20 protein-coding genes are annotated in these 21,502 nt (G+C 73.8%); 10 read left to right on the top strand and 10 right to left on the bottom strand.

What is annotated here, in order from left to right:
- Window positions 1–379: 379 nt before the first annotated feature.
- From ACZ47G_RS15140 to ACZ47G_RS15100, 9 genes are all read right to left on the bottom strand, one after another.
- Entirely contained in the window at window positions 380–919 is a 540-nt protein-coding gene (locus ACZ47G_RS15140; protein ID WP_465742633.1) for a cysteine hydrolase family protein, read from the bottom strand.
- 117 nt (window positions 920–1,036) lie between these two features.
- Window positions 1,037–2,065: a ketoacyl-ACP synthase III family protein gene (locus ACZ47G_RS15135; RefSeq protein ID WP_465742631.1), complete on the bottom strand. Its 1,029-nt coding sequence runs from the start codon at window positions 2,063–2,065 to the stop codon at window positions 1,037–1,039.
- Between the two features lie 31 nt (window positions 2,066–2,096).
- Window positions 2,097–3,722, bottom strand: a complete 1,626-nt coding sequence (locus ACZ47G_RS15130) for an FAD-dependent monooxygenase (RefSeq protein ID WP_465742629.1) — start codon at window positions 3,720–3,722, stop codon at window positions 2,097–2,099.
- Window positions 3,723–3,921: 199 nt separating this feature from the next.
- Window positions 3,922–4,926, bottom strand: a complete 1,005-nt coding sequence (locus ACZ47G_RS15125) for a 3-oxoacyl-ACP synthase III family protein (protein ID WP_465742627.1) — start codon at window positions 4,924–4,926, stop codon at window positions 3,922–3,924.
- A gap of 217 nt (window positions 4,927–5,143) precedes the next feature.
- Window positions 5,144–5,611 carry a MarR family winged helix-turn-helix transcriptional regulator gene (locus ACZ47G_RS15120; RefSeq protein WP_380461929.1) on the bottom strand — a complete coding sequence of 156 codons (468 nt, stop codon included), beginning with the start codon at window positions 5,609–5,611 and terminating at the stop codon, window positions 5,144–5,146.
- Between the two features lie 74 nt (window positions 5,612–5,685).
- A complete protein-coding gene (locus tag ACZ47G_RS15115; RefSeq protein ID WP_465742624.1) occupies window positions 5,686–6,165 on the bottom strand; it encodes a MarR family winged helix-turn-helix transcriptional regulator in 480 nt (159 codons plus the stop codon).
- Between the two features lie 102 nt (window positions 6,166–6,267).
- A complete protein-coding gene (locus tag ACZ47G_RS15110) occupies window positions 6,268–7,242 on the bottom strand; it encodes an aldo/keto reductase (RefSeq protein ID WP_465742622.1) in 975 nt (324 codons plus the stop codon).
- Window positions 7,243–7,399: 157 nt separating this feature from the next.
- Window positions 7,400–8,350 carry an aldo/keto reductase gene (locus tag ACZ47G_RS15105; RefSeq protein WP_465742620.1) on the bottom strand — a complete coding sequence of 317 codons (951 nt, stop codon included), beginning with the start codon at window positions 8,348–8,350 and terminating at the stop codon, window positions 7,400–7,402.
- A gap of 183 nt (window positions 8,351–8,533) precedes the next feature.
- Window positions 8,534–10,099 (bottom strand): MFS transporter, encoded by a 1,566-nt coding sequence (locus ACZ47G_RS15100; RefSeq protein WP_465742618.1) that lies wholly within the window; start codon window positions 10,097–10,099, stop codon window positions 8,534–8,536.
- Window positions 10,100–10,412: 313 nt separating this feature from the next.
- Between ACZ47G_RS15100 and ACZ47G_RS15095 the strand changes: the two genes are divergently transcribed.
- The 5 genes from ACZ47G_RS15095 to ACZ47G_RS15075 all read left to right on the top strand — a co-directional run bounded on the left by ACZ47G_RS15095 (window position 10,413) and on the right by ACZ47G_RS15075 (window position 15,347).
- Window positions 10,413–11,243 (top strand): AfsA-related hotdog domain-containing protein, encoded by an 831-nt coding sequence (locus tag ACZ47G_RS15095; protein ID WP_465742616.1) that lies wholly within the window; start codon window positions 10,413–10,415, stop codon window positions 11,241–11,243.
- Window positions 11,244–11,290: 47 nt separating this feature from the next.
- Window positions 11,291–11,980, top strand: a complete 690-nt coding sequence (locus tag ACZ47G_RS15090) for an HAD family hydrolase (RefSeq protein ID WP_465742614.1) — start codon at window positions 11,291–11,293, stop codon at window positions 11,978–11,980.
- Window positions 11,981–12,220: 240 nt separating this feature from the next.
- A complete protein-coding gene (locus ACZ47G_RS15085; protein ID WP_465742612.1) occupies window positions 12,221–13,204 on the top strand; it encodes a quinone oxidoreductase family protein in 984 nt (327 codons plus the stop codon).
- 254 nt (window positions 13,205–13,458) lie between these two features.
- Window positions 13,459–14,805 (top strand): diacylglycerol/lipid kinase family protein, encoded by a 1,347-nt coding sequence (locus tag ACZ47G_RS15080; RefSeq protein WP_465742610.1) that lies wholly within the window; start codon window positions 13,459–13,461, stop codon window positions 14,803–14,805.
- Window positions 14,802–15,347, top strand: coding sequence for a phosphatase PAP2 family protein (locus tag ACZ47G_RS15075; protein WP_465742608.1), 546 nt, complete (start codon window positions 14,802–14,804; stop codon window positions 15,345–15,347). The genes ACZ47G_RS15080 and ACZ47G_RS15075 overlap by 4 nt, the downstream gene beginning before the upstream one ends.
- A 171-nt stretch (window positions 15,348–15,518) precedes the next feature.
- Here the strand turns inward: ACZ47G_RS15075 and ACZ47G_RS15070 are convergent, their stop codons facing one another.
- Window positions 15,519–16,388 (bottom strand): sigma factor, encoded by an 870-nt coding sequence (locus ACZ47G_RS15070; RefSeq protein ID WP_465742606.1) that lies wholly within the window; start codon window positions 16,386–16,388, stop codon window positions 15,519–15,521.
- Window positions 16,389–16,667: 279 nt separating this feature from the next.
- Here ACZ47G_RS15070 and ACZ47G_RS15065 point away from each other — a divergent pair, with 279 nt between their 5' ends.
- The 5 genes from ACZ47G_RS15065 (at window position 16,668) to ACZ47G_RS15045 (ending at window position 21,486) form a co-directional block, all read left to right on the top strand.
- A complete protein-coding gene (locus tag ACZ47G_RS15065; RefSeq protein WP_465742604.1) occupies window positions 16,668–17,330 on the top strand; it encodes a hypothetical protein in 663 nt (220 codons plus the stop codon).
- Between the two features lie 313 nt (window positions 17,331–17,643).
- A complete protein-coding gene (locus ACZ47G_RS15060) occupies window positions 17,644–17,940 on the top strand; it encodes a hypothetical protein (protein ID WP_465742602.1) in 297 nt (98 codons plus the stop codon).
- Window positions 17,941–18,030: 90 nt separating this feature from the next.
- Window positions 18,031–19,347 (top strand): sensor histidine kinase, encoded by a 1,317-nt coding sequence (locus ACZ47G_RS15055; protein WP_465742600.1) that lies wholly within the window; start codon window positions 18,031–18,033, stop codon window positions 19,345–19,347.
- Window positions 19,311–19,967: a response regulator gene (locus ACZ47G_RS15050; protein ID WP_380461950.1), complete on the top strand. Its 657-nt coding sequence runs from the start codon at window positions 19,311–19,313 to the stop codon at window positions 19,965–19,967. The genes ACZ47G_RS15055 and ACZ47G_RS15050 overlap by 37 nt, the downstream gene beginning before the upstream one ends.
- 217 nt (window positions 19,968–20,184) lie before the next feature.
- The gene (locus ACZ47G_RS15045; RefSeq protein ID WP_465742597.1) at window positions 20,185–21,486 is read left to right on the top strand and encodes a YhgE/Pip domain-containing protein; all 1,302 of its coding nucleotides are present in this window, start codon (window positions 20,185–20,187) and stop codon (window positions 21,484–21,486) included.
- The last annotated feature ends 16 nt before the right edge of the window (window positions 21,487–21,502 follow it).

Below are 21,502 nucleotides of genomic sequence, written 5' to 3'. Positions count from 1 at the left end.
CGCGCCCGCCACCCCGCGCCCGCCACCCCGCCCCCGCCGGCGCGGGGCCCTCCAGGCGCCGAAGTCCAGTAGGCGTTCGACACGACTGGCGCCCCCGCCCGGGAACCTCGGGTGGGGGCGGTTCTGTTGGCCGAGGTGAGGAGGCCACAGTGGCGGCCTCCTGGGATGCGGGGCTCCTCCCGGCAGGCGGCCGGGCACCGGCGCCCCGCAGCCGCGAGGTCGAATCCCGCGCCGCCGACGCTCACCGCCCGACCGCCCTGGCCACCCCGCGCTCGCCATCCGGCCGCCGGCCCGGCAGCGGTTCGGGAAGCCCAACGCCCCCGCCTGGGGGTTCCGGGCGGGGGCGGTGCGGGGGCGGTTCGGTGCGGCCGCGGTGGTGTCAGGCGGCGGGGGTGAGGAGGGGGGTGGTGTGGGTGAGGGTGACGCCGAGGCGGTGGAAGGCGTCGAGGGCGGCGGTGTGGCCCTGGGGGGAGAGGGCGGCGACGGCGTCCTCGACGACGGTGGTGGGGTAGCCGAGGGAGACGGCGGTGCGGACCGTTTCGCCGACGCCGTACTCGGTGGCGATGCCGGCGATGACGAGGTCGGTGGCGCCGAGGCGGTTGAGGCGGTCGGCGAGGTCGGTGCCGGCGAAGGCGTCGATGCCGTACTTGGTGATGACCTCGTTGCCGGGGCGGGCGGCGACCTCGGGGGCGAAGCGGTTGAACGCGGAGTCGGGGCCGCCGTCGCTGCCGTCCATGCGGGCGTAGCGGACCAGGACGACGGGCAGGCCGGCGGCCTCGAAGGCGGTCTTCAGCCGGGCGGCGGAGCGGACCACGGCGGCGCCGGGCAGCGGGGCGACCGGGCGGCTGACGATCCACTGCTGGAGGTCCACCAGCACCAGGACGGTGCCGGGGGTGAGGGCGGCGGGGGTGTGGGACATCGGGTTCCTCGGGTGGGTCGGTCGGTGGCTGGTCGCTCGGTGAACGGCCGGTCGGCGAACGGTCGCTCGGTGGCTGGTCGCTCGGTGAACGTTCGCCGGGTGGGCGGTGTTCGCCGGTCAGTCGGCGGCGACGAGCAGGGCGGTCCAGGTGAAGCCGGCGCCGGCGCTCAGCAGGACGGCGATGCGGCCGGGTTCGAGCAGGCCGCGGGCGTGCAGGTGGGCGAGGCCGGCGGTGGCGTCGCCGGCGCCCAGGTGGCCGGTGCGGGCGCCGAGGTCGAGGACTTCGACGCCGCTCAGCCCGAGTCGTTCGACGGCCGGGAGGTAGGCGGTCTCCAGGACGGTGCGGCCGAGCCGGGGCAGCAGCAGGTGGCTGAGCCGGGGGTCGTCGGGGGTGAGGCCGGCGTCGGCGAGGGCGCCGTGGACGGCCCGGGCCACGCCGTCGCCGGCGGTGGCGGCGAAGTGCGGTCCGCGGCCGTCGCCGAGGAAGGCCTTCTTGGTGCGCCGGATGTCGACGGTCTCGCCGTTGGCGCGGGGTGCGGCGGAGAAGGCGTCGTGGCCGCGGTGCATGAGTTCGAGGTCGGGGGCGGCGGCGGTGTGCGCGGCGAGCAGCCGGTACGGGCCGTGCGCGCGGTCCAGGACGAGCGCGGTGGCGCCGTCCCCGTAGGAGACGCCGTAGTCGCCCTGCCAGCGGTCGAAGCCGGGGGCGGCGAAGCGGTCGCCGGTGGTGACCAGGGCGCGTTCGAGCCGGGGGTCGGCGCTCAGCCGGACGGCGGCCAGTTCGATGGCGGCGGCCCCGCCGTTGCACATCTGCTGGACGCCGACCGGCACCGCCCGTACGGCGCCCGCGTGTTGGGCGACGTAGTGGGCGGGGGACCAGAAGTCGTGCCCCTGGTGGTAGATCCAGGCGTGGGCGACCAGGCCGATGCTCTCGGCCGGGCAGCCGGCCTCGCCGATCGCCTTGGCGGCGGCGCGGACGGCCATCTCGGGGCCCGACAGCGTCTCGCTGACGGGCAGTTCGAGGTAGCCGTCCTTGGCGGCGTTGTCGGCGGTGACCCGGCCCTCGGCGACCGCCGCGTCCGTCGGGTCCGTGGTCGGGGGGAGCCAGTCGACCACGGCGGCTATCCGGGGCGGTGGGTCGAAGCGCATCGGGCGGTCCTTAGCGGGGAGCGGGGAGGGGTCAGCGGGCGGGGTGGTGGAGGGCCTCGTCCAGCAGGGCGGGGATCCGGTGCGTCTCGTGCAGCGGGATCCGGGTGTGGACGTGCTGGTCGGGGCGGACCAGGACGACGGACCCGCGGGTGGTCCGCGGCCGGGCGGGAGCCGGCGCGCCGGGGGAGGGCGGCAGGTCGTCGTGGAGGGTGCCGGCGGTGTCGAGGATCCGGACGTCCAGCAGGCCGGGGTGGCGCTTCTCGGCCTCCTCCAGGGCCCGGGCGACCCGCGGCGGCAGGGCGGTGCCGGGCAGTTCGACGAGCAGGGTGTGCCGCAGGTCGGAGAGGGCCTCGCGCAGCGGCAGCCGCTGCCCGAGCCGGCGGTCCCAGACCGCCCGGTCGGGGGTGAGCGCCCCGGGGACGAAGCGGTGGCCCCAGAGCTTCCAGCTGCGCAGCCTGGTCTCCCGGGGCTCGCCGTAGACGGTGCGCAGGCCGGCCAGCCAGGGGATGTAGTCGAGGTCGAAGAGGCCCAGCCGGGAGGCGATCCCGGCGGCCCGGTCGCGGGCGGTGACCTGGGCGGGCTTGCGCAGCAGCCAGGCGCGGGTCTGCAGGTCGGCCTGGCGGACGACGGCGCGGGCGACCTCGGCCCGCTCGGTGTGGTAGCTGTCGAGCAGCGGCGCGCCGGCCTCGCCGCGCCAGACCAGGGCGAGCTTCCAGGCGAGGTTCTGGGCGTCGGTGACGCCGGTGTTGAGGCCCTGGCCGCCGGCCGGGCTGTGGATGTGGGCGGCGTCGCCGACCAGGAACACCCGGCCCTCGCGGTAGCGCTCGACGTGCCGGGCGTGCACCGCGAAGGTGCTGGTCCAGGCCGGGTCGCGGAGGGTGAGGCCGCCGGGGCCGCGCTCGTCGACGGCCTGCTGCATCAGCTCCAGGGTGGCGTCCTCGGGGGTGAGGCCGGGCGGGAGCGAGGTGAAGACCCGGGAGCGGCCACCGGGCAGTCCGATGATCACCAGTACGCCGCGCGAGGAGCAGAAGTAGTGGGCGGCGTCGTGCTTGAGCGGGCCGTCCACGTAGGCGTCGACCAGCATGAAGGTGTTGGGGTAGGTGAGGCCGTCGAAGCTGAGGCCGAGCAGCTCCCGGACGGTGCTGCCGGCGCCGTCGCAGCCGAGCACGTACGCGTACTCGTCGCTGCGCTCGGTGCCGTCGGCGTCGCGCAGCACGGCGACCACGTGGTCCGGGTGCTGTTCCAGGGCGATGAGCGCGGTGCCGCGCTCGACCCGGCCGCCGAGCCGGGTGATGGCCTCGCCGAGGAGGTCCTCGATCTCGGGCTGGGGGAGGATCACCGGCTGGGCGCGACCGGTCAGGTCGAGCGTGGCGATCGGGCGGCCCTCGGAGTAGTAGTGGAAGGCGTCGACGGGCAGGCTGCGGGCGGCCGTCGCGGCCGGGTCGGCGAGCCGGCGCAGCACCTCCAGGGTGCGCGGCCACACCAGCAGGGCCTTGCTGAGCGGGGAGGGCGCGGGGGCGCGGTCGACGAGCTCGATGTCGACGCCGCGGCGCAGCAGTTCGGCCGCGGAGGTGAGCCCGACCGGGCCGGCGCCGACGATCAGTACGGGCCGTCTGCCGGTGGGGCGGGGGGCGGTGGGGTCGGCGCTGCTGGTCACGTCTCTTCTCTCGTGCTCGTACGGGGCGTGGGCGTGGGCCGGGCCGGGCCGGGCCGCACGCCGGCGGGCGGGCGGCGCCGCGGCTCGGGCGTGGATGGCTGAAACTCGCGGTAGCTCAGTGGTGGCTCAGTGGTGGCTCGATCGCGAGACGGCTCGATCGCGATGCGGCTCGGGCGCGGTGGCTGGAACGGGCCGTGGCTCAGGCGCGGTGCCAGCGCAGCAGGCTGCTGCCGATCGACATGCCGCCGCCGAAGCCGGAGAGCAGCACCAGTTCGCCGTCGCGCAGTTCGCCGGAGCGGTTGGCGGCGTCGAGGGTGATCGGGATGGACGCGGCGCCGGTGTTGCCGTACTCGGCGACGGTCAGGTGGGTGCGGGCGCGCTCCAGGCCGAGCGAGGGCAGGATGTCGGCCAGCATCCGGCCGTTGGCCTGGTGCGGCACGAAGTGGTCGACCTCGGCGCCGGTGCGGTCGGCCTGGCGGAGCAGTTCCTTGATGGAGAGCGGCAGTTGGTCGGTGACGAAGTCGCGGACGGCCCGGCCGTCCATCGCGAACCAGTGGGCGCCCTCGGCGAGGCTCTCGGCGGAGGCGGGGCGGCGGCTGCCGCCGGCCGGCACCCGGATGGTGCGGTGGAGGCGGCCGTGGGTCTCCAGCCGGGAGGTGTGGATGCCGTAGCCGTCCGGGACGGGGCCGAGCACCACGGCGCCGGCGCCGTCGCCGAACAGGACGGCGGTGCGGCGGTCGGCGGGGTCGATGATCCGGGAGTAGACGTCGGCGCCGATCACCAGGGCGTGGCCGCCGTCGGCGATCAGACGGTGGGCGGTGTGCAGGGCGAAGGCGAAGCCGCTGCAGACCGAGTTGAGGTCGAAGGCGGCGGCCTGCTCGGCGCCGATGAGGTCCTGCACGATGGCGGCGGTGGCGGGCTGCGGGTGGTCGGGCGTGGAGGTGGCCACCACGATGTGGTCGAGCTGGCCGGGGCGGATCCCGGCGTTGCCCAGGGCGGCCCGGGCGGCGTGGGCGGCGAGGTCGGAGGTGGCCTCGCCGGGGGCGACGTAGCGCCGTTCGGTGATGCCGGTCTTGCGGTGGATCCACTCGGCGGTCACGCCGGCCCGGGAGCCGATCAGGGTGTTGTCGACGGCGTTCGCGGGCAGGTAGGACCCGGTGCCGAGGATGCCGGTGGACGACGCGTGCTCCTGCGCTGTCTGCATGATCGATACAGTATCAGAGGCCTGACTTAGGTCAATGCCTTAGCTAGTATCGCGATGTTAATGAATAGGTGATTTCTATACTGTGTCCGAAGCATGAGACGAGGGGTCGGGCGAGCCGGGCCCGGACATGGGAAAGGCCGCCCCCTCGACGCCCCGGGTGGTGATCGGGCGTCCAGGGGGCGGCCTTCCGCCCGGTGCTGTGTCGGTGCCGTACGGCTCAGTCGGTCTTGCGCAGTGCCGCCGCCGAGCGCTCCAGCAGCTGACGCAGCTGCGCCTGCTCGTTGTCGTCGAAGGCGTCGGTGAGCCGCTTCTCCACCCCGCGGGCCAGCGTGTCGGCCTTCTTCGACAGCGCGCGGCCGGAGCGGGTGAGCTTGGCCACCAGCACCTTCTGGTGCACGCTCGATGTCTCACGGGTGATGAGGCCCTTGTTCTCCAGGTTGGTCAGGATCGTCGTCATGGTCTGCGGCGTGACCATGCACTCCCGGGCCAGCTGGGCCCCGGACATCCCGGAGGACTGCTGGAGCACGAGCAGGGTGACGTACTGCGGGACCGTCAGGTCGACGGTGCGCAGCGCGCGGGTCTTCTCGCCGATCAGCGCCTGCTCGGCCCGCTTGATGGCATGGCCCAGACGGTCGTGGAAGTCGAGTGGCGCCGAGTTCGGCTGGTTGGAACTGTTTTCGGTCACAGTGATCGCATCCCTGGCTGCCCCCCGCTGCGGATTATTCGGACTTTAAGGTACATCAGTGGGCTGATCAGTCGCTACGTACGAAACTGATTCGCGCCGACCGGGTCGGCGTCCGGGGCGGTCACCGCCGCCACGGCGCGCCGCAGCAGCGAGCGGAACACCACCACTTCCTCCGCCAGGAACGAGCTGACCAGCCGCTGTTCGGCGGTGTGTTCGGCCGCCTCTCCCCGGACGGCCAGCGTCCGCCCCTCCTCGGTCAGTCGCGCGGTGAACACGTGCGAGTGGACCGAGGAGACCTGCCGGCGGACCAGTCCGCGCGCCTCCAGGGAGGCGAGCCGGGTGGCCATGGTCTGAGGGGTGACCAGGCAGTGCCGGGCCAGCTGCGCCCCGGAGGCGTCCGGGTGTTCGGCGAGGACCCGCAGGGTGAGGTACTGCGGCACGGTGAGGCCGACCGTGCGCAGCGCCCGGCCGCGCGCGGCCATCATGGTCTGCTCGCACTGCTTGAGGAGGTGCCCCAGCCTTCGGGAGGGCACGTCCTGGTCGGTGGGAGCCACGGGGCCTCCTCGGTGGTGGGAACCTGAACTGCTACTCAGGACTTTAATACTTCGTAGAGCCCTGAGTTACAACTCCGAAAACGAACTCGTCTGCGGGGAAGGTCAGTAGCGGGTTCCGACCGGGGCCGGGAGGGAGTCCAATTCAGCCAGATCGGCGCTGTTCAGCTGCACCTCGGCGGCCGCCGCGTTCTGCTCGATGTGGATCCGGCGGGTGCTGCCCGGGATCGGCACCACGTGCTCGCCCTGGGCCAGTGTCCAGGCCAGCGCGACCTGGGCGGGGGTGGCCCCGTGCCGCGCGGCGATCGCCCGGATGCCGTCCGCGATCCGCAGGTTCTGCTGCCGCGCCTCCTCCTGGAAGCGCGGCAGCCGGGCCCGGAAGTCGTCCTGGTCAGGGGCGTTCTCACCGTCGAAGCGGCCGGCCAGGAAGCCTCGGCCGAGCGGGGAGAACGGCACGAAGGCGGCGCCGTGGGCGGCGCACCAGGGCAGCACCTCGGCCAGCGGGTCGCGGCTCCACACCGACAGCTCGGACTGCACAGCGCCGACCGGGGCGATCGCGTGCGCCTCGTCCAGCTGCGCGGCGGAGACCTCGGAGAGCCCCAACTGCACGATCTTGCCCGCCTGCTGGAGTTCGGCCAGGGCGCCCCAGCTCTCCGCCAGCGGGATCCGCGGGTCGACCCGGTGCAGGTAGTAGAGGTCGATCCGGTCGGTGCCCAGCCGTCGCAGCGAGCCCTCCACCGCGGCGCGCAGGTGCTCCGGCCGGCCGTCGGCGGCCACCTGCACCGAGCCGAGGTGGGAGTCCGGGCCGGCCTTCAGGCCGCCCTTGGTGGCGACCACCACACGCTCGCGCAGGCCGCCGCCGCGGAGCGCCTCGCCGAGCAACTCCTCGTTGGTGAAAGGGCCGTAGAGGTCGGCGGTGTCGAGCAGGGTGATGCCGTGGTCGACGGCGTGCCGGATGGCGCCGATCGACTCCTCGGCGCTCTGCAGCTGGGAGGTGTACACCCAGTTCATCCCCATGCAGCCCAGGCCGATCGGGCCGACGGCGGGGCCGGCGGTGCCCAGGGTGCGCTGCTGTGCCATGGAAGGTCTCTCCTCGTGATGGGTGCGGTGTGGTGCCGTGTGGGGCGGTGTGGTGCGGTGTGGTGCGTGCGTTCGGTGGAGCCGTGGAGCCGTGGAGTCGTGGAGCTTGGAGCCGTGGAGTCGTGGAGCTCTGCGGTGGCCGAATGATGACGAAGCGTCAGTACCGCGAGCCGACCGGCGCCGGGGCGGAGTCCAGCTCGGTGAGGTCGGCGTCGGACAGCCGCAGGTCGGCCGCGCCGGCGTTCTCGGCGAGGTGGCCGGGGCGCTTGGTGCCGGGGATCGGGACGACCTGCTCGCCCTGGGCGAGGGTCCAGGCCAGCGCGACCTGCCCCGGGGTGGCGCCGTGCCGGTCGGCGACCCGCCGCAGCGTCTCGACGATGGCGAGGTTCGCGGCGAAGGCCTCCCGGGCGAAGCGCGGGTTGGCGGTGCGGTAGTCGTCCGGGGCGAAGGCGTCCGGGCTGGTGTAGCCGCCGGTGAGGAAGCCGCGGCCGAGCGGGGAGTACGGGACGAAGGCGGCGCCGTGGGCCGAGCACCAGGGCAGCACGTCGGCGAGCGCCTCCCGGCTCCACAGCGACAGTTCGGTCTGCACTGCGGCGACCGGGTGGATGGTCTGAGCGGTCTCCAGCTCCTCGACGCCGACCTCGGACAGGCCGATGCCGCGGACCAGGCCGGCCTCGACCAGCTCGGCCATCGCGCCCCAGGACTCGGCCAGCGGGACGTCCGGGTCCACCCGGTGCAGGTAGTACAGGTCGACGTGGTCGGTGCCGAGGCGCTTGAGCGAGGCGCGGATCGAGGCGTGGATGTGCTCGGGGCGGCCGTTGCGGTACATCGGCCGGTCCGGTTCCATGACCAGCCCGACCTTGGTGGCCAGCACGGCGCGCTCGCGGCGGTCGGCCAGCGCGCGGCCGAGCAACGCCTCGTTGGTGAACGGGCCGTAGACGTCGGCGGTGTCGATCAGGGTGATGCCCTGGTCGAGGGCGCGATGGACCACCTCGACGGAGGCGGCCTCGTCGTAGCCGCCGGTGGTGTAGAAGGCGGTCATCCCCATGCAGCCGAGGCCGATGGCCCCGACGGCGAGGCCGGTGGGGCCGAGTTGGCGGATGTGCATGATCTCTTCCTTCGGGGATGCGGGGATGCGGGGATGCGGGGAGCGGTCGGAGGGTTCGGAGGGTTCGGAGGGTTCGGAGGGGGCTGAAGGCGGAGCGGTCCGGGCGGGGCGGCGGGTTCACCGCGCCCCTCCCGGACCGGTCGCTCGGGTCTGGCTGGTCGGGTCTGGCCGGCTGCGTCGGGGTCAGCGCCCGGCGCCGACCGGCTCGGGGGCCTGCTCGGCCTCCGGGGCGGTCACCGCGGCCGACGCGGCGGCCTTGCGGTCGCGGAGCATCACGGCGATCAGCGGGGCGCTGAGCGCGGCGACGCCGGCCAGGATCCACAGCACGGTGCGCAGCGCGTCGGTGTAGCCGTCGGCGAGGAAGGTGTGGAAGGCCTCGCGGCCGGCCGCGGCGACGCCGGACTCCGGGTCGGCGAGGTTGCCCTGGGCGACCTTGGCGGCCAGGCCGTCCGGGTTGCCGGTGAAGCCGCTGCCGTAGGAGTCGAGGTTCTTGGAGACGTTGGAGCTGACCAGGCTGACCAGCACCGAGCCCATGCCGGCGATGGCGATGGCCTCACTGGCCAGCCGCATGGTGTTGAACATGCCCGCGGCCATACCGGCGCGCTCCGGCGGGACGGAACCGATCGCGGCGCCGTCCAGCAGGCCGAAGGAGATGCCGACGCCGGTGCCGATGATCAGGAACGGGCCGATCAGACCGGCCACGCCGATGCCGGGGTGGATGGTGGTGAGCCAGGCGGCGCCGCCGGCGACCAGCAGCAGGCTGACGGCCAGCAGGGTGCGGACGGAGATCTTCTGGGCGAGGCGCCCGGCGATGATCGGGAAGACCAGCACGGGGGCGGTGAGCAGCAGCATCACGGCGCCGGCCTCGGAGCTGCTGAAGCGGTTGGCGCCCATGAAGTAGGAGGGCAGGAAGACCAGCAGGCAGACGAAGCCGAAGGCGAGCGCGACGGGGACGAAGCAGATCGCGACGAAGCGGCCCTGGGTGAACAGGGTCATGTCGAACATCGGGCGCTCCTGGCGCAGTTCGACCAGGACGAAGAGCGCGAGCAGCAGCACGGAGCCGGCCAGCAGGCCGAGCACGACGGGGCTGGTCCAGCCCTGCTGGGGGCCCTCGACCATGGCGAGGGTGACCAGCGCGAGGCTGGTGGTGAAGGTGACGGTGCCGCCCCAGTCGACGCCGCGGGCGCCGGGGTCACGGGACTCGGCGATGCGCGGCAGGGCCAGCAGGAGCGCCAGGTCGATCGCCGCGTGCAGCAGGAAGACCGAGCGCCAGCCGAAGGAGGAGACCAGCAGGCCGGAGGTGGAGGGGCCGAGCGCGAGTCCGACGCCGAAGGAGGATCCGAGGACGCCGAAGGCCTTGGCCTGGGCGGGGCCGGAGAAGGTGGTGGCGAGCACGGCGCTGCCGGCGGTGAGCACCGCGGCGGCGGCCGCACCGGCCAGCAGGCGGGCGCCGTCCAGCAGGTAGATGTTGCTGCTCAGGCCGCTGACCAGGGAGCAGAGGCCGAAGAGGGTGATGCCGATGCCCAGCATTCTGCGGCGGCCGACCAGGTCGGCGATGGCGCCGCAGGCGAGCATGAAGCTGGCGAAGGTCAGGTTGTAGCCGTTGACCACCCACTGGAGCGGTCCGAGGCCGGCGCCCAGGTCGGTGGCGATCTTCGGCAGGGCCACCGAGGCGCCGGTGAGCGAGGCGGGGAGCAGCCCGCCGGCGATGCACACCGCGGCGAGCGTGGTGCGTGGGTAGCTCTTCATGGGTCGATGACTCCGATGTCGAAGGTGTCGATGAGTTCGATTGGCAGCAAGAACCCTGTTCGGTATCAGGGTTCTTACTCATGGCAGAGGACGCTATAGGTTCGCCGAGTCGGGCGTCAAGGCGGTCGGTCGTCCAGGATCGGGATTCTTGAGTAAGTCTTGATCTGAAACAGGGTCGTAAGCTGTCTACGAATGCTGATACTGTCCTGCCGTCTGGCCTCCCGTCAGGAAGGCGGGGGCGGACGGTTATCCGGGCTTTGTTGCCTGGTCAGAGACGCGCGGCACGCGCACTTCATGTGATGGGGGCATTGACATGACGCATCGGACCGAGGTTCTGTACCTGGTCGGCGACCGCTTCGGGGCGCTTGCTGCGAACGAGGGCGTGGCCACCGCCGGAGGGTTCGTCAAGGAGCTGCAGGCGGGGCGCTACAGTGACCCCGAGCTCCGCCTGACGCTCATCAACGGCCAGGGCATGAGCTCCTACGAGTGGGACTGGGTGGCCCGTGAGATCACCCGTTACGGCGCGGGCGACCGGATCTCGGTGCCCGAGCTGATGCCGAGCCTGGCCTTCCGGGACGAGGCGCACAAGCACCGCCAGCAGAACGTCCTGATCGCCGGTCTGCGCCAGATCGACGCCCTCCGCTACCAGGCGGACCTGAGACTGGACAACGACAACGAACTGCTCCTGGACCACACCACGGGCCAGCACATCCAGGGCATGATCATCATCGAGGCGGCGCGCCAGATGTTCCTGGCCGTCACCGAGCGGTTCTACGCCTCGGCCTGGCCGGAACGGCAGTACTACTACGTGATCAAGAGCTTCGACACGGACTTCGAGAACTTCCTGTTCCCGCTGGACGCCACCGTCGACTACGAGATCCTCAGCGCGAGCATCGACAACCCCGAGCGGCTCTCCTTCGGCGTCGAGATCGCCGTCAACCAGGGCGGCGCCCGCGCCTCGCTCTCCCGGGTCGAGTTCACCGCCTTCGAGAGCGACCTCATCTCGCAGAAGGAGGGCAAGCGCGCGGCCCGCACCGTCGAGCAGGTCCGGCTCGCCCGTACCGAGCAGCAGCGCGACGGCGAGCAGGAGCGTGACGGCTCGCAGGAGCACGAGGGCGAGCTGGCCGGCGCCGGCTCGCGCTGACCGTACCGACCGCACCCGGACGCCATGACGAACACCAGGAGCACCCAGTGACCCTCCCGATCGGCCCCGCGGCCTTCTTCGACGTCGACGAGACCTTGATCACCGTCAAGAGCATGTTCGACTTCCTGGCCTTCCGGTACCAGGTCGAGGGCAGGCCGGAGTCCGACTACGCGCGGGACCACGGCGCGCTGCGCCGGCTGGCGGAGCAGGGCGTGCCGCGCGAGGAGGTCAACCGGGCGTACTACCGGCTGTTCGCCGGCGTCCGGGAGGCCGAACTCGCCGACCAGGGCGAGGAGTGGTTCCGGCGGCGCACCACGGCGGGGGCGTTCTTCCACGCCCCCGCCCTGGCCGCCTTCCGGCACCACACCGAGCAGGGCCACCACACCGTCCTGGTCTCCGGGTCCTTCCCCGGCTGCCTGGACCCGATCGCCCGGCACGTCGCCGCCGACACGATCCTGTGCAGCCGCCCGCTGGTGGCCGACGGGGTCCTCACCGGCGAACTGGAACAGCCGATGATCGGCGCGGCCAAGGCCGCCGCCGCCCGCGAACTGCTCCACCGCAACGGCTACGACCCGGCGCGGTGCCACGCCTACGGCGACCACTCCTCCGACCTCGACCTGCTCCGGCTCGTCGGCCACCCGACGGTGGTGGGCGAGGACCCGGTGCTCACCGAGCACGCCGACCGCGAGGGCTGGAGCCGGCTGCCCGGCCTCGGCCGGGTCGCGGCCCGGCACTGACCGACCACCCCTCCCCCGCGCCCGCCCGGGTCCCCCCGGCCCGGGCGGGCGCCCCCGAACGACCGCGTGGTCCGTCCATCCGGCGGTCCAACGGCAGCCGTTCACGCAGCAGTTCAAGTAGCAGTTCAAGTAGCAGTTCAAGCAGCAGTTCACGCCGCACTTCGTGCAGCAGTCCAAGAAGTAGTTCAGCAGCAGCAGTTCACGCAGCAGCTCGACAGCACAGCAGCCAGGAGGCTTTCCATGCGCGCCATTCGTTTCGACAGCTACGGCGGCCCCGAGGTCCTGACCCTCGTCGACGTGGAGATCCCCGAGCCCGGAGCGGGCGAGGTGTCGATCGACGTCGAGTACGCGGGCGTCAACTTCGCCGAGGTGATGTTCCGCCGCGGCCAGTTCCAGCCCGGCACCCCGCACGTCCCCGGCCTGGAGGTCACCGGCACCGTCCGCGCCGTCGGCGAGGGTGTGACCAACCTGCGCCCCGGCCAGCGGGTCTCCGCGATCACCCTGGCCGGCGGCGGCTACGCCGAGGTCGCGGTGGCCCGCGAGCGGCTGACCGTCGCCCTCGACGGCGAGCTGGACGCCATCCCCGCGCCGGTCGCCGCCGCCTTCCCCTGCAACCTGCCGGTCTCCTGGGCGATCCTGCACGATGTGGCCCGGGTCCGCGAGGGCGAGAGCGTCCTGGTGCTGGCCGGCGCCGGCGGCGTGGGCAGCGGCGCCGCCCAGATCGCCCGCAACCTGGGCGCCGGTGCCGTCTACGGTGCGGTGAGCACCGCCGACAAGGCCGCGTTCGCCAAGGAGAAGTTCGGCTACGACGAGGTGCTCACCTACGACGAGCTGGAGCAGCGCATCCCCGAGCTGACCGGCGGCCGCGGCGTCGACATCCTGCTGGACTCCATCGGCGGCCCGGTCCGCGCCAAGGCGCTGGACCTGCTGGCCCCGCTCGGCCGTCACGTGGTCTTCGGCAACGCCTCGCAGCAGGACCACACCTACGAGGCCAACCAGATGTGGTACACCGCCAAGACGGTGGCCGGCTACAACATCGGCGGCCTCGCCGACCAGCAGCCCGACCTGGTCCACGGCCACCTGGTGGAGGCCGCCCGCCAGCTCGCCACCGGGGCCGTCCGGATCGAGACCACCGAACTCGCCCTGGAGGACGCGGTGAAGGCCCACGAGATCCTCGAAGGCCGCGACTCCACCGGCAAGTTCGTGCTGCGCGTCAAGGCCTGACGCCTCCCCGGCCGGCCTCTCGGGGCCGTCTCTCGGGGCCGCCTCCGCCACCGGCGGAGGCGGCCCTTCGCCGTACCGACGGCTCCCCGCCCGCGCCGGCCGGTACTCCGTTCGCCGTGCCCCCGACGGCCACTCCGGGTTACGGTGACCGGACGAAGCGAACCGGCGTGAACCAGCGTGAACCCCGGTAAACCGAATCCGATGAACCGAACCGGAGCGGCCGAATGGACGAGGGCGGGTCGATGGTACGAGTGATGGACGGGCGCAGGCCGCGCCGACTGGCACGGACCGCCCTGCTGTTCGCGGTGGCGGCCGTCGTGGTGCTCGCGTTCGCCGGCCCGCACGGGCTGCTGGTGCTGCTCGCCGAACTCGTCGGGCTGGCGGTGGCCGCCGTCGGCGTCTGGTGGGCGATCACCCGCCGGGCCCTCCCGCGCGTGCTCGGGGTGGTCCTGGCCCTCGGCGCACCGGTCGCCGTCCTGGTGCTCGCCTACAGCGCCGAGGTGCTGCTGCTCACGGTGGTCGCCCTGGCCCTGTGGCTCGCCGCGCTCGCCTGCGCCCGCGCCGCGCTGCGCGCCGCCCGGCCACCGCGGCCGATGCCGGTGCGGGAGACCCCGCCGCCGCGGCAGCCCGTCCTGATCATGAACCCGAAGTCCGGTGGCGGGAAGGTCGAACGCTTCGACCTGGTCCGGCGGGCCGAGGAACTGGGCGCCAGGGTGGTGCTGCTCGACCCCGCCGCGCCGCAGGACGTCGCCGAACTCGCCCGCCGGGCGATCGCCGAGGGCGCCGACCTGCTCGGCGTGGCCGGCGGCGACGGCACCCAGGCCCTGGTCGCGGCCGTCGCCGCCGAACACGGCCTGCCGTTCCTGGTCGTCTCGGCCGGCACCCGCAACCACTTCGCGATGGACCTCGGCCTCGACCGCACCGACCCCGCCACCTGCCTCGACGCGCTGCGCGACGGCGTCGAACTCACCGTCGACCTGGGCCGGGTCGGCGACCGAACCTTCGTCAACACCGTCTCCTTCGGCGCCTACGCGGAGATCGTGCAGAACCCCCAGTACCGCGACGCCAAGACCGCCACCGCCCTGGACACCCTGCCCGACCTGCTGCTCGGCGACGCCGGCCGCAACCTCACCGCCCGGGCCGACGACCACCGCATCGACGCCCCGCAGGCCCTGCTCATCAGCAACAACCCGTACGCCGCCCCCGACCCGGCCGACCTCGGCCGCCGGCCCCGGCTGGACGCGGGTGTCCTCGGCGTGCTCGGCATCCGCGTGGACGGCGCCGCCCGGGCCGCCGAACTCGCCCTGCTCGGCGAGCGGGCCGACGGACTGACCCTGCTGGCGGCCCGCCGGGTCACCGTCGACGCCGACACCCCGGAGATCCCGGTCGCCGTCGACGGCGAGGCCCTGACCCTGCCCACCCCGGTCGTCTGCACCCTGGACCACCGGGCCCTGCGGGTCCGCGTCCCGCGCGAGCGCCCCGGCGCCGACCCGGACCAGCAGGCCCGCTCCCGCCGGCTGGACTGGCGCGACGTCACGCGCCTGGCCCTCTCCCGGGCGGACTCCGCGGCGCCCTCCACCGGCACCGGTGGCCGCCGGTGACCGCCCCCGTCCTGCGGGACCTCGCCGCGCTCGACGGCGCCGTCTACGCCGCCGTCGCCGCCACCCCCACCCCCACCCTCGACACCGCCCTGCGCACGCTCTCCCGAGCCGCCGACCACTCGAAGATCAACCTCTCCATCGCGGCGGCCCTCGCCCTCGCCCCCGGTCGGTACCGCCGCGCCGGAGCGGTCGGCGCGGCCGCCGTCGCCCTCGCCTCCTTCAGCGCCAACATCCTCGGCAAGCAGCTCGTCCGCCGCCCCCGCCCGGACCGCGAGGCCGCGCGGGTCGTCGTGGGGCGCCAGGTGCCGATGCCGGTCTCGGCCTCCTTCCCCTCCGGGCACACCGCCTCGGCCTTCGCCCTGGCCACCACCGTCGGCACCCTCCTGCCCGCCACCGCCGCCCCGCTCGGACTCCTCGCCTGCGCCGTCGGCTACTCCCGGGTGCACACCGGCGTCCACTACCCGGGCGACGTCCTGGCCGGCGCCCTGCTGGGCAGCGGCTGCGCGGGAGTCGTGCTCGCGGCGGCCCGGCGGAGTGCCTAGGGCCGAGCCGTCCCGCCCCCCCCGGGGAGGGCGAACGAATGCCATACCACCGCTTGGGAGTTGACGGACCACGGGTCAGCGCGCCGTGCCTCGGCGTGATGGCCTTCGGCACCAGCGTGGACGAGCGGACCGCCATCGCGATCCGCACGGCCTGGACACCGCGGACAGCCCCTAAGGCGCGAGCCCCGCGACGTCGATCGCGGCCAACCGGTCCGGGTCCAGCAGGACGTACGCCCGGCTGATCCGGCCCGCCCGGACGGCCAGGCCCAGCAGCGCGACCGGCCCGCCGTCCCGGGTGAGCAGGGCGCCCGGGGCGCCGTTGACCAGCACCGGGGTGAACGCCGACCCGCCCTGGCGGAGCGTCACGGCGCGCTCCGCCACCCGCCGGGCGCCGCGGAGCACCGCCGTGGCGGCGGGGAGCGGGCGCCCGCCGTCCGCGCGCAGCTCCGCCTCCGGCTCCAGGACGGCCGTCAGCGCCGTCGGGTCGCCGTCCCGCAGCGCCGTACCGAAGGCCTCGACCAGCCGGCGGCGGACGGCCGGGCTGCCGTCGGCATCCGCCTCCCGGGCCTCCTGCGTCCGGCGGCGGGCCTGCTCGGCGAGCTTGCGGGTGTCCGCGGTGGTCCGGTCGAGGGCGGTCGCGATCTGGTCGACGTGCAGACCGAACACGTCGTGCAGCACCAGCGCGACCCGCTCGGCGGGGGCCAGCTCCTCCAGCGCGACCAGCAGCGCGAGTCCGACCGACCCGCCCGGCGCCGCCGCACCCGCCCGCCCCACCACCACGTCCGGCAACCGCGCCCCACCCCGCCCCTCCGGCCCCGCGCCGCGCGACTCCAGCCGGCTCAGACAGACCCGGGCGGTCACCGTGGTCAGCCACGCCGCGAGGTCCGCCACCTCCTCCGGATTGATCCGCCCGAGCCTGACCCACACCTCCCGCACGGCCTCCCCGGCCTCCGCGTGCGAGCCCAGCAGCGGATACGCGAGGGCCCTCATCCGCGGCCGGAGGTGCTCGAACTGGCCTGGCTGCCGGTCCTGGTCGGGCACGGTCACACTCCTCGGTCCGCAGCGGGCGTCCCCGGTGACGCCCGGCCGTGGCTGGACCTTACTCGGAGGGGCGGGTTGATCACAGCGGGTGGCACAGCCGGAATCGCGGACCGGCCTGCCGCCCCGGCGATCGCGCGCGGCCCGCGGCAGGCCAGGCGCCGGTTCACCGTACGGGCCGGCCGAGCAAGCTCAGCAGAGCCTCAAACTGCTCGACCACCGGTTCGTCGGCGTTCTACCCTCCGGCGAGACGGGACACGGAACTCTCGGGGGGAGACAACGATGAGCCGTTCGACGGGCGTTCCGGCGAAGCTCCGCGCCGTACTCGCGGCCCTGCTGCTCGGCACCTGCGCGTGCAGTGGATCCACGGAAGGGGCGGCGCCGGCTTCCAGCCCTCCCACAGCGGTCGGCGCGTCCACGGCCGGAGCCGACCCTGAGCCGACGCTTCCGGGGACCGTCCGGCAGTCGATCCTGCAGGTGGCCAAGGAGAAGGGCAATGCTCCGGTCGGTGAGAACTTCACGGTTCTCCGATACGACAGCGGCTACGGGCCGGAGCTGATCTGGCAGGCGGAGAACACCGGTGACCTCTGTACAGCTTCGGAACAGGCGCCAGCAGGTCCGTGTTTGCCGTTCAGTGAGATGGCCGGTCGGCGAGCTGCTGGGGTCGGCGCCGTTATGGACGCCGGGCTCTATCACGATCAGTGGTCGGTGATGCTGATGTCCAGCGGTGAAACGGTCGACCACCTCTCCTGCCAGAGTCGCGACTTCCAGGTCCGACTGGGGTACTCGACCACGGCCGGGGGCATACCGCTCCATGTCTACACCGCCGCCGTTCCGAGGAACCTCCAGGGCGAGTACCGGGTGGTCGTCCAGCGGGACGGCCACCAAGCCGAGGAACGTCTCGACCTCAACCTGGAGAAGGTCAGTTCGCCCGTGCAGTGCTGAGCGGCCGAGCGTGATCCGGCGGTGCCCCGCCTCCCCAGCAGGGAGGCGGGGCACCGCGCTTTCGTCTTCAGGCGGGGGTGGGGCCAGGCCCACCCCGGGGCGGGGTGCAGCTGGATTCTGCCGCCGGCCCGCCGTCCCTAGATTCGATCGCGAGCCGCCCGGAGTGGGTGGCCGTGGGGCGGAAGCGGGGAGGGCGTCGTGCAGGACGCGGGGGAGGCGCCGGCGTTGCGGGTGGCCGGGCTGCGGAAGCGGTTCGGGGCGCGGGTGGCCGTGGACGGGGACGGCGGCCGCCGGGCTGCTGGTGACGGCCGGGGTGCTGAGCGCGGCCCCGCAGGGCGGGGTGGCGCTGGCGATGGCGCTGCGCGCACCGGCGAACCGGAGCTGGTTCCTGGCGCTGTACCTGCCGCAGGCGTGGCGGGTGCCGGTGGCGTCCGGTTTCATCGTGCTGGGCACGGTCTGCTTCGTCGGGGTGTACCGGCTGATCCGCGCCAAGCACGCGGCGGAGCAGGCCGCCGGGCAGGCCGCCGGGCACGCGGTGGGGCACCCTGGGCGCCCAGGGCACGCAAGGCACGCAGAGCACCCCGCGCGCGACGCCGCAACGGGCAGCTGAGGGAGGCCCGTTGTGAAGCCCCCGAGTCCGACCCCCCGACCCGACTGCCATCATGATCGTCGTCCCGCACCCGAGCCGACCGGAGACCCCGTGAGCACCCCGCAGTCCCGAGGCGCCGAGGCGCTGCGCACCGCCGCCCGGGCGCTCGGGCGCCTGGCCGTCTTCACGCTGCTCGTCCCGGTCGGCGCGGTGCTGGCCGTGCTCTACCTGGTCTCGTTCCTGCTCTGGGGCTGCCTCGGGATGGTCCCGCTGTTCCCGGCGGTGACCCGGGTGGTCCGCTCGCTGGCCGGGGCCGCCCGGTGGGCCGCCGGCCACTGGTCGCAGGTGCCCGTACCGGTGCCGTACGTGCCGCGCCCGGCGCTGGAGCGCACCCTGCACGGGTGGTTCTGGACCGGCCACGAGTACCACAAGAACCGCTGGTTCGCGGGCTACGCGCTCAAGTTCCGCTGGCTCTGGAACGACCCGGCGACCTGGCGGGACGCCGGCTGGGTGCTCGTCGATCCGCTGGTCGGCGGGGGCCTCGCGGCCGGGCCGGTGCTGCTGTCCGGCTACGGCCTGTACGGGCTGGCGCAGCCCGTGCTGCCCGAACCCGGCCTCGGCTACGGCCTGTTGCCGCTGCCCGGGCTGTTCGGCCCGCTCATCGGCCTGCCGCTGGTGGCGGCCGGTCTCGCCCTCGCCGGGCCCACGCTGCACCTGCACGGCCGGTGGACCCGCTCCCTGCTCGGCCCGACCGAGAAGTCCCGGCTGGCCCAGCGGGTGGAGCAGCTCACCGAGATCCGGCTGGACGCCACCGAGGCCCAGGCCGCCGAACTGCGCCGGATCGAACGGGACCTGCACGACGGCGCCCAGGCCCGGCTGGTCGCGGTCAGCCTGCGGCTCGGCGCGGTGGTGCCGCTGATCGACCGCGACCCGGAGAAGGCCAAGCAGGTGGTGACGGAGGCGCAGGAGAACGTCACCCAGGCCCTCCAGGAGCTGCGCGACCTGGTGCGCGGCATCCACCCGCCGGTGCTCGCCGAACGCGGCCTGGTCGAGGGCATCCGGGCGTTGGCGCTGGACGTGCCGCTGCGGGTGGAGGTCCGGGCCGAACTGCCGGGCCGGGCCGAGGCGCCGGTGGAGTCGGCGGTGTACTTCGTGGTCAGCGAGGCGCTCACCAACGCGGTGAAGCACGGCGACGCCCGGCACGCCACGGTGGAACTCAGCCACGCCGCCGGGCTGCTGCGTGCCGAGGTGGCCGACGACGGCCGGGGCGGCGCGGACCCGGCCGGGGGCAGTGGCCTGCGGGGCATCCAGCGCAGGCTGGCGGTGTTCGACGGTACGCTCACGCTGACCAGCCCCCCGGGGGGCCCGACCAGGCTGATCATGGAGCTGCCGTGCGTGTTGTCCTCGCCGAGGACCTCGTCCTGCTGAGGGACGGACTGGAACTCCTGCTGAGCGCCCACGGGCACGACATCGTCGCCGCCGTGGAGAGCGGTCCGGAACTGGCCGCCGCCCTCGCCGAACACCGGCCGGACATCGCGGTGGTGGACGTCCGGCTGCCGCCGACGTACTCCGACGAGGGGCTGCAGGTCGCGCTGGCCGCCCGCCGGGAGCAGCCCGGCCTGCCGGTGCTGGTGCTCTCCCAGCACGTCGAGCAGCTCTACGCCCGGGAGCTGATCGCCGACGGCGCGGGCGGCGTCGGCTACCTGCTCAAGGACCGGGTCTCCAAGGCCGACCAGTTCGTGGACGCCGTGCACACCGTCGCGGCCGGCGGCACCGTCATGGACCCCCAGGTCATTACCCGGCTGCTCGCCCGCAACGCCTACGACGAGCCGCTCGCCATGCTCACCCCGCGCGAGCGGGACGTCCTCGCGATGATGGCCGAGGGCCGCTCCAACGCGGCGATCGCCCAGCGGCTGCACTTCAGCGAGGGCGCGGTCAGCAAGCACACCTCCAGCATCTTCGCCAAGCTGGCCCTGGGCGCCTCGGACGACGACAACCGCCGGGTCCTGGCGGTGCTGGCCTACCTGGACGGGACGCGCCCCGCGTAGGAAGTCGGACCGGCCGACTTCCCGTACGAAGCCGGGCCCGGGCGGCCGGGCGGGCGTCCGTACGATCGCGGACCAGGACTCGGCGGCGGTCCCCCCTTCGCGCGGGCGTGGCCGCCGACCGGGTGACACGGGTTTGACCGTCGCGCGACCACGGAACGACTTCCCGCCGTACCGGCAGCGGCGCGGCCCCGGCCCGTGCCCGAACCCGAGGGGTGGCATGGCGACCGCAGGTTCCCAGGAGGCTCCCCGACAGGCGAGGGCGCTCACCCTCGCCCGGCGGCCCAAGCTCTGGCTCTTCCCCGGCGTGCTGTGCTCCCTGGTGGCCGTGCTGCTCTCGCTGCTCTACCTGGGCGGCATCGTCAACCCGATGGGGCACCTGCACCGGCTGCCGATCGCCCTGGTCAACGCCGACCAGGCCCCGCCGCCGGCGGGGCAGCCGGTCAACCTCGGCACCCAGCTGACCCGCGCGGTGATCGCCGGCACCCCCGGCGACACCGTCCACTGGCGGCAGGCCGACGAGGCCGGCGCCCGTGACCTGCTCGCCTCCGGCAAGGTCTACGGCGTGCTGCTGGTCCCCGCCGACTTCACCGCGAGCGTCACCCGGCTCGCCACCGGCGGAGCCACCGGGCGGCCCACCCTCACCGTCCTCACCAACCCCGGACTGGGCAGCCTCGGCTCCTCGATCGCCGCCCAGATCGCCCAGAACGCCGCCCACCAGGCCTCGGTCGCGGCCGGGAAGCAGCTGCTGGCCGCCGTACCGGCCGCCGGCACCAAGGGCCCGGACACCGGCGCCACCGCCCGGCTGCTGCTCGCCGACCCGTTCGCCGTCACCACCCAGGTCGGCCACCCGATCGGCAGCCACAGCGGACTCGGCCTGAGCGCCTTCTACTACGCCCTGCTCGCCGTCCTGACCGGCTTCATCGGCGGCAACATCATCCACAACGGCGTCGACGGCGCGCTCGGCTACAGCGACAGCGAGATCGGCCCCTGGCACACCCGGCGCCCGACCGTCCCGATCAGCCGCACCCAGACCCTGCTGCTCAAGATGGTGATGACCGCCGGGATCATGCTGGTCACCACCTCCCTGGTGCTGCTCTGCACGGCCGGCGTGCTCGGCATGGACGCCCCGCACCCGGCGCTGCTGTGGGTGTTCGCCTACTGCGCCAGCCTGGCCGTCGGCCTCGGGGTGCAGGCGATCAACGCCGCGTTCGGCGGGATCGGGCAGCTGGTGTCCATGTTCGTGTTCATCGCGCTGGCCCTGCCGTCCTCCGGGGCGACCGTCCCGCTGCAGGCGGTGCCCGGCTTCTACCGCTTCCTCGGTGTCTTCGAGCCGATGCGGCAGCTCAGCGACGGCATCCGGGCGATCCTCTTCTTCGACGCGCGCTCGGACGCCGGACTGGCCCGCGGCTGGACCATGATCGCCGTCGGGGTGGTGCTCGCCCTGGCCTTCGGCTTCGGGATGACCCGCTACTACGACCGCAAGGGCCTGCACCGCTGGACGCCCCAGCCCTCCGACTAGGTCCTGTCCGGCCGGT

This window comes from Kitasatospora sp. NPDC030952 (assembly GCF_055571335.1).
This window is presented reverse-complemented; position numbering and strand designations above follow the sequence as displayed.

Bases quoted from the DNA above. Each gene is read 5' to 3' on its own strand.
- ACZ47G_RS15135 (WP_465742631.1), bottom strand. From the start codon at position 2,065: ATGCGCTTCGACCCACCGCCCCGGATAGCCGCCGTGGTCGACTGGCTC.
- ACZ47G_RS15100 (WP_465742618.1), bottom strand. From the start codon at position 10,099: ATGAAGAGCTACCCACGCACCACGCTCGCCGCGGTGTGCATCGCCGGC.
- ACZ47G_RS15065 (WP_465742604.1), top strand. From the start codon at position 16,668: ATGAGCCGTTCGACGGGCGTTCCGGCGAAGCTCCGCGCCGTACTCGCG.
- ACZ47G_RS15085 (WP_465742612.1), top strand. From the start codon at position 12,221: ATGCGCGCCATTCGTTTCGACAGCTACGGCGGCCCCGAGGTCCTGACC.
- ACZ47G_RS15080 (WP_465742610.1), top strand. From the start codon at position 13,459: ATGGACGGGCGCAGGCCGCGCCGACTGGCACGGACCGCCCTGCTGTTC.
- ACZ47G_RS15110 (WP_465742622.1), bottom strand. From the start codon at position 7,242: ATGGCACAGCAGCGCACCCTGGGCACCGCCGGCCCCGCCGTCGGCCCG.
- ACZ47G_RS15045 (WP_465742597.1), top strand. From the start codon at position 20,185: ATGGCGACCGCAGGTTCCCAGGAGGCTCCCCGACAGGCGAGGGCGCTC.
- ACZ47G_RS15105 (WP_465742620.1), bottom strand. From the start codon at position 8,350: ATGCACATCCGCCAACTCGGCCCCACCGGCCTCGCCGTCGGGGCCATC.
- ACZ47G_RS15095 (WP_465742616.1), top strand. From the start codon at position 10,413: ATGACGCATCGGACCGAGGTTCTGTACCTGGTCGGCGACCGCTTCGGG.
- ACZ47G_RS15125 (WP_465742627.1), bottom strand. From the start codon at position 4,926: ATGCAGACAGCGCAGGAGCACGCGTCGTCCACCGGCATCCTCGGCACC.
- ACZ47G_RS15140 (WP_465742633.1), bottom strand. From the start codon at position 919: ATGTCCCACACCCCCGCCGCCCTCACCCCCGGCACCGTCCTGGTGCTG.